General features: G+C 38.9%; 7 protein-coding genes. All 7 read left to right on the forward strand.

All coding sequences use genetic code 11. The annotated features are described in order from the left end of the window. Positions 1-816 (forward strand): NUDIX domain-containing protein (locus LBQ60_02660; GenBank protein MDR2036805.1); only part of this gene is annotated, 816 nt, incomplete at its 5' end. A 129-nt stretch (positions 817-945) separates the two neighbouring features. Beyond that, positions 946-1,713, forward strand: coding sequence for a DUF2520 domain-containing protein (locus LBQ60_02665; GenBank protein MDR2036806.1), 768 nt, complete (start codon positions 946-948; stop codon positions 1,711-1,713). Next, a complete protein-coding gene (locus LBQ60_02670; GenBank protein ID MDR2036807.1) occupies positions 1,710-2,228 on the forward strand; it encodes a DNA-3-methyladenine glycosylase in 519 nt (172 codons plus the stop codon). Before LBQ60_02665 ends, LBQ60_02670 begins: the two co-directional genes overlap by 4 nt. Positions 2,229-2,262: 34 nt before the next feature. After that, on the forward strand, positions 2,263-3,213 hold the full coding sequence (locus tag LBQ60_02675; protein ID MDR2036808.1) for a D-2-hydroxyacid dehydrogenase: 951 nt from the start codon (positions 2,263-2,265) through the stop codon (positions 3,211-3,213). 145 nt (positions 3,214-3,358) lie between these two features. Continuing rightward, positions 3,359-4,072, forward strand: a complete 714-nt coding sequence (locus LBQ60_02680) for a TIGR00730 family Rossman fold protein (protein ID MDR2036809.1) — start codon at positions 3,359-3,361, stop codon at positions 4,070-4,072. A 61-nt stretch (positions 4,073-4,133) separates the two neighbouring features. Continuing rightward, positions 4,134-5,462 carry a hypothetical protein gene (locus tag LBQ60_02685; protein ID MDR2036810.1) on the forward strand — a complete coding sequence of 443 codons (1,329 nt, stop codon included), beginning with the start codon at positions 4,134-4,136 and terminating at the stop codon, positions 5,460-5,462. A 46-nt stretch (positions 5,463-5,508) separates the two neighbouring features. Beyond that, on the forward strand, positions 5,509-6,903 hold the full coding sequence (locus LBQ60_02690; protein MDR2036811.1) for a hypothetical protein: 1,395 nt from the start codon (positions 5,509-5,511) through the stop codon (positions 6,901-6,903). Positions 6,904-6,937: the final 34 nt, after the last annotated feature.

The raw sequence follows: 6,937 nt of genomic DNA on the forward strand, positions 1-6,937 counted from the left end.
TATTCCCGGGCAAGAAATATGCATACTGCTGCGAATTATATTGTTTCAGTGTACCGGGGGAAATTTCCTCAAACATATAGTGAATTGGTCAATATTAAGGGTATTGGAGACTACACTGCAGCAGCTATTGCATCATTTTCATTTGGAGAAGCCGTTCCGGTGGTTGACGGAAATGTTAACAGGGTAATTGCCCGCTTATATGGAATACAATATCCAATTGATAAGACAGAAGGAAAAAAACAGATACGGAAATGTGCCGAAGATACGATGGTCAGATCTTCACCTGCTATTTATAATCAGGCTATTATGGAATTTGGTGCACTGCAGTGTGTACCACATAATCCTGATTGTGAAATATGTATTCTTAAATCCTTTTGCGTTGGGTATGCCAAGGAACTGGTATCGGAACTTCCGGTCAAATCCAAGATAATGAATATCAAAACACGGTACTTTCATTATTTAGTGGTAAATTACAAGAATGATACATACCTGCAAAAACGTTCCGGAGGGGACATATGGAAGGGATTATATGAATTCCCTATGATTGAAACAGATACTCAGATTGAACCTGAGGCATTGGAATATTCGGAATCGTGGCAGTCTTGGTTTTCCGGCCAGGTACCTGCCGTCCAAATGCCGGCTGCAGAAGTCATTCACCGTTTGACCCATCGTATATTGAAAATCCGGTTTTACGAAATACATATAGATCAACCAATGTGTATACAAGGGCAGATACAGGTACCATGGTCGGATATCCATCAATATGCTGTTCCGAAAGTGATGGATAATTATTTAAAATCCAGGTTGCGAAAATAAAAGTTGTATATTTATCCAGTGTTTTAAGCACTTAGTATTATTTGTTTTTTTCTTAAGCCACACTGGTCAAATTGATTACGTTTTTAAATATGACATTAAATGTTTAGTATTACTTAATATTTTTTAATAGTGAAAATCGTAATGATCGGAGCGGGGAATCTCGCAACACATTTATCCAAGGCATTGTACGATACGGGTTTTGATATTGTCCAGGTATACAGCCGGTCAAAAAGATCAGCGACTGATCTGGCTGATGCATTGAAGACAAACTATACCGTTTCAATAGATAAAATTGTTACAGATGCATCATTATACATTATTTCTGTAAGTGATGATGCTATTTCAGGGCTGGTGGATAGGTTGCCTGTAAAGGAGCAGTTAGTGGTGCATACGGCTGGGAGTGTCCCTATGGATATATTTTCCGGAAAACTGGAAAATTATGGTGTCATGTACCCTTTACAGACTTTTTCCAAAGAGCGTCCTGTCGATTTCAGTAATATACCTGTTTTTATAGAGGCAAGTTCTTCCGGAAACCTGGAAAAACTAAGGATGGTCACACAGAAGGTCTCATCCAGGGTATATGAGATGCCTTCTGACAAACGTATCTATTTGCATTTATCTGCAGTTTTCGGTTGTAATTTTGTGAATAGTATGTATGGTGTTGCCGCAGATATTTTGCAGGAAACCGGTTGTAGCTTTGATGTATTGTCTTCATTGATCCTTGAAACAGCTCAAAAGGCAATAATATCGAATGATCCGGGTAAAGTACAAACAGGTCCGGCTATTCGTAAGGATCAACACGTGATGAATAAACATATTGCTCTTTTATCCGACCATCCGGAATGGCAGGATCTATACATACAAATCAGCAGGTTTATAAAGAAACAGGCTGAATGATGAATAAAACAATTTTGGATCGGGATTTTTACCAGCAGGATGTACTGGAGGTTGCTCCGGAGTTGTTGGGGAAAACTCTGGTTTGTAAAGTAGGAGAGGAGTTTTTACGGTATCGAATTACGGAAACCGAAGCGTATAGGGGGAATGAAGATATGGCCTGTCATGCAGCCAAGGGACGGACTTCCCGTACAGAGATCATGTTCCGGGAAGGAGGATTAGTATATGTATACCTCATATATGGTATGTATTGGATGTTTAATGTGGTGACAGGAAAGGAGAATGAACCGCAGGCTGTTTTGATAAGGGGACTTGAAGGGCTTTACGGGCCTGGAAGATTGACCCGTAAATTGCAGATAGATAAAACTTTTTATGGGGAAGATCTGGTGGATTCTTCGCGCATATGGATGGAGGATGATGGGTTTCAGCCTCAATATTCAACAGGTAAACGTATTGGTATTGATTATGCCGGAGAATGGAAAGACAAACCATGGCGGTATTTTGTAGCTCAGGCATAACTTTTGTTTTACACTTAAAATTAATCAGATAATAATGGAGATCGTTTTTTTAGATGCCGCAACGATAGGGGATGTCCCAAATTTAGATGAAATAAAAAAACTGGGCGAATACACATCCTACGAAAATACAATGCCGGAAGAAAGTATCCATAGATTACGTAATGCGGACATTGTAATTGTTAATAAGGTGTTGATCAACAAAGAGGTCATGGATGCATGTCCGAATTTGAAATTGGTCTGTGTGTCGGCTACCGGCATGAATAATGTTGATTTGGAATATGCCGGGAAGAAAGGAATTGAAGTGAAAAATGTAGCCGGATACTCTACCAACAGCGTAGCACAGGTTACTTTTTCGTTAATTCTGGAAATATTGGTCCGTACCCATTATTATAATGATTACATACAAAGCGGAAAATATTCTTCGAGTAGTTTGTTCACTCATTTTGGCCCGTCTTTTTGGGAACTTAACGAGAAACAAATGGGAATTATAGGCTTGGGAGCCATTGGAGGAAAAGTGGCTGATATAGCCGGGGCTTTTGGTGCAAAAATTTGCTATCATTCAACTTCCGGAAAAAACATGGATCGCCCGTACAAGCATCTTTCTCTTGAAGAATTATTACAGACTTCGGATATTGTATCTATTCATGCTCCATTAAATGACCAGACTTTGAATTTAATAGATTTACCGCAACTACAATTGATGAAACGATCCGCATTATTGATCAACGTGGGACGGGGAGGTATCGTTAATGAAACCGCATTGGCAAAAGCAATCGATGAAGGGATGATTGCCGGAGCCGGATCGGATGTTTTTACCCGGGAACCCCTTCCTGAAGATCATCCGTTTTTGAAAGTGAAGAAAAAAGAAAATCTATTGTTATTGCCTCACATCGCATGGGCAAGTTTAGAGGCACGATCCCTTCTGGTCAGTCGTATTGCAGGTAATATCAAAAAATATATGGCAGATCATCCTGATTTAAATTGATCTAATATCTTTATTTATAGTCAAATGATATTTTCGTTTAGTGATATCTGTTGATAAAAAATCAAATTATTGTTGAAAAAGCGAACAAAAACGCACTTTTTACGTAAAATAATAACCATTAATACATTCAAAAAATATATTAAGTATGAGTTCAGCAAGCGAAGAAAAGATTAAAAGCGCATTTAACGATAAAAACTGGAATGAAATAAAAACCGAGGATTCCTGGCGTATATTCAAGATCATGTCGGAATTTGTGGAAGGTTATGAAAAAATGAGCAGAATAGGACCTTGTGTATCTATTTTCGGTTCAGCCCGTACTCCTCCGGATCATGAACATTATAAAATGGCGGAAGAGATAGCATTCAAACTGACCCAGTTCGGATATGGTATTATTACCGGGGGAGGACCCGGAATCATGGAAGCGGGTAATCTCGGAGCAATGAGAGGCAAAGGACGTTCGGTGGGGTTAAATATAAACCTGCCTTTTGAACAGTCACATAACCTGTTTATTGATTCCGACAAACTCATCACATTCGATCATTTTTTTGTTCGGAAAACCATGTTCGTGAAATATGCTCAGGGATTTATCGCCTTGCCGGGCGGTTTCGGAACTCTTGATGAATTATTCGAATCGTTGACATTGATCCAGACCGAGAAGATAGGGAAATTTCCTATTGTACTGGTCGGCAAGTCATATTGGGAAGGTTTGATCCATTGGATGACTGAGGTAATGCTTAAGAAGTATAATTATATCCACGCAGATGACCTTAAAATATTTACTGTAGTCGATAATGCTGATGATGCCGTTGAGATCATTAATAAGTTTTATTCAAAATATTTATTAAGCCCTAACTTTTAATATTAAATGCCTTTTTGTATATTTGTTCGATTATATGACCTAAATCGTTCAAATCTAATTTATGAATCGCATTCTTGTACTGTCAGTTACGGGTGTACTATTAATAGCCTTACTCTCTTTTTTCAATAATGTTATCGTAAGAATGGAAATGCCGGATGCCATTGAGGCAGGTACGGAAATACAGGTAAATATTACCATTCATAAAGGAAATATGACTGGTTTTGCGCGTTTCCAGCAGGATTTACCCTATGGCTTTACCGCTGAATCGGTAGATCCGGCCAATGCCGATTTTAATTTCCAGGATCAAAAAGTACGTCTGATCTGGTTAAATCTTCCGGAAGAACAGCAATTTACGATTTCCTATAAAATAAAAGCCAATGAGCGTTTATCCGGGAATATTGATTTAGAGGGGCGTTTTTCTTATATAGAAAATAATGAACGAAAATTTATAGATATCCAGCCGAAGGCATTGACAATAACACCATCACCGAATGTTGATCCTGCTATGATTGTGGATGTCCGGGATTATGTTAAAACAGCTGCGCTCGTTATACCTTCAAGCCAGGCTACTAAAGTGGCATGCCTGCGCCAACAGCCGGTTTGGGTACAAAGTGCAAATGCTTTTTTGGTAACACTTCTGGTAAATAAAGATGCTGTAGATAAATTAGCCAAAATAGAAGAAAAGATACCTTTTGGATATATAGCTGAAAGTGTTGAAACTAAAGGGGCTGTTTTTTCGTATACTGATAATGTAGCAAAGTTTGTGTGGAATGTTATGCCGGCGGAACCGTTTTTTACGGTAAAATATAAACTGGTCCCTAATGAGGGAACCAAAGTAAATCCGTTGGATATGAGCATTACCGGCTCTTTTTCTTATTTAGAAGGAGATAAGACGATGATTGCAAATATTGTAGAAAGAAATGAAATATTGGAAGGATTGTCACAGGCAGCTGTTGACCATATCCTGGAAAGTGTTGTTCCGGCAGCGGCAGTTGTGGCTGATGCAGGTAATGTCGTATCTCAACCGACAGGCCAACCGGTAAAAAGCGGTCAATCCTCAGTTTCTACCTCCGTAGATAATAGCGATATTCTGACAGCTGAAACCGGAGTTTATTACAGGTTACAGTTGGCAGCAGGGCATCATCTCATCAATACCCAGCAGTATTTCAAAAAATTTAATTTGGAATATTCTGTATTAAAAGAACAGCATGAGGGATGGTATAAATATTCGATCGGTTCTTTTTCTGAATATAAAATGGCAAGGGACTATCGTGTCCGTATCAGGAATTCGACTCCCCTTACCGGTGCTTTTGTGACAGCATATGATAATGGCCGTCGTATTACAGTACAGGAAGCTTTGATGTCTTTGAATCAAAAATGGTATCAATGATCTGGTAGAAAGATCATACATAATGTAGTATAAAGATAATAAGTTGATGAATACTTTCAGAAAACTGACACTTGTTGTGGCAGGGATCATTTTAGGATTGTTACCTGCTTTTTCGCAGGACGATGATGAAAGCATTGTCGATTTGTTGACCCGTGAAGTGGAAGTGGAGAATCCGGTATATATGCCGGTTATCGGTATAGGTTTAGGTTATTTCAATTTCTTTGGAGATGTAAATGATGCTTACCGGTCTTTGACGATCGGAAAACCAGGTATACGGGTAAATGTAGCTACGTATCTGGGGAAAAAACATCGTTTTAAAGGAAATCTCGTTTTTTTAACGGGTGATATTACAGGATCTCAGCGTACAGTACCTCAGGGGCTTGTGAATGGCAACTGGAATTTATCCGATACAAGTAAAAACCTGAACTTCAAATCTTCTATTTTTAGTTTCGGATTCAATCTTCACTATAGCTTTAAACCGTTAATAAAAGGTAAATATATCGAGCCGTTCGTATCTTTAGGGATTGAGACGCTGGGTTTTAATTCCAAAGCCGATTATTTTGATAAAAATGGTCATCGTTATCATTACTGGTCTGACGGAACCATTAGGATAGAAGCAGAGGATGTGAATCCCAATGCATTGGAAACACAACGGGATTATAAATATGAGACTGATTTACGTAAGGCCAATCGTAGCGGTTTAGGTAAATACAGTAATTTTACATTATCCATTCCCATGGATGTAGGTTTTGACATCAATATTTCGGAGCGGGTCACCTTGCGCACTGCTACCTCCTTTCACTATACTTTTACCGATCTGTTTGACGACATGACGCATGCATCCGAAAACGATAATTATAAAGGCAAAAAGGGAAATGATAAGTATATGTTTTCCTATGTTTCGTTGCACTTTGATTTATTTTCGTCGGATAAGGTCGAGATCGTCGAGGATCTTTATGCTGATCTGGACGATTTTGACATGGCCCTGTATGATGATCAGGATAGTGATGGCGTTTTTGACGGATGGGATGAATGTCCCGACACTCCACCCGGTATTCCTGTCGACTCTGTAGGCTGTCCTTTTGATACGGATACTGATGGGATACCCGATTATCTGGATCGGGAAGTATCCAAGCCGGGAGCTATCGTAGATGAATATGGAGTAGAAATCAATGAAAATATGATAGTAGAGTTATTAGGGAAACCTGCCCTGGCCCGTAAGGATGTGGAAGCATACCTTATAGCAAAGCGTTCACAGGAATCATCCAGGGTAAGGGAATCTTTGCCGGTTCCTGATAAATTTAAAGAAGTGGACCAAAATAATGATGGTTATATTTCTTTTGATGAATTGTTAAAAGCCATTGATGCTTATTTTGACGGGACTTCAGAATATTCTCCGGAAGACATCAAGGAATTGAATGAATTCTTTTTTGAACAGTAATTATATCCCTTTTCCATAAAGAATGCTACTTCTG

The organism is Bacteroidales bacterium (assembly GCA_031275285.1).
Taxonomy (GTDB): Bacteria; Bacteroidota; Bacteroidia; order Bacteroidales; family UBA4181; genus JAIRLS01.